Source organism: Alcanivorax sp. UBA3183 (assembly GCF_002364155.1).
Taxonomy (GTDB): domain Bacteria; phylum Pseudomonadota; class Gammaproteobacteria; order Pseudomonadales; family Alcanivoracaceae; genus Alcanivorax; species Alcanivorax jadensis.
Map to the genome: position 1 here is coordinate 2900 of NZ_DEXN01000008.1, position 658 is coordinate 3557.

A 658-nucleotide genomic window follows, 5' to 3' on the forward strand; every position below is an offset into this window, starting at 1 on the left:
CCGAGCAGGGCGTTCCAGTCCGGGCCGACCATATCCAGAATTACCGCCACACCCTGTCCGTCGGTGAGCGCATCAAGCTGGGCTTTCAAGGTACCGTCCTCGCACACCTGAGCCGCCAGGCCCATGTCGTTGGCGGTGTCCAGTTTACTCAGATCCCGGCTGCTGCCGATGGGGCGGGCGCCCAGCGCCGCGGCCAATTGGGTGGCGGCCAGGCCGACTCCGGCGGTGGCCGGGCGAATCAGGCACCACTGGCCGGGCTGCAAACCGCCTTCCAGAAACAACGCCCGGTAGGCGGTCAGAAACGCCTCGGGCAGGGTGGCGGCGCGGGCGAAGTCCATGCCCTCGGGAACGGTCAGCGCCTCCCGTTCGTGGGTGACGATCTGTTCGGCATAGGCACAACCGGGCACCAGGCCCATCACCGCATCGCCCACTTGCCGTTGCTGCACCCGCTCACCCACGGCGCTGACCACCCCGGCGTATTCCAGCCCGGGAATGCGGCTGTCGGTGCCCGGCGGTGCCGGGTAGCGGCCCAGTACCTGCAACAGATCCGCCCGGTTCACGCCGATGGCTTTCACCTGCACGCAAATTTCCCCCGGCCCCGGTTGCAGGTCCGGCAGGGTGTCCAGTTGCAGTTGCTGATCCTCAATACACCAGGCAC

The 658-nt window shown here is 67.6% G+C and carries 1 protein-coding gene; it reads right to left on the bottom strand.

Features of this window, described 5'->3' with window-relative positions:
* On the bottom strand, positions 1-658 hold a 658-nt coding region (locus B3Q33_RS03100), incomplete at both ends, for an alcohol dehydrogenase catalytic domain-containing protein (RefSeq protein ID WP_286826841.1).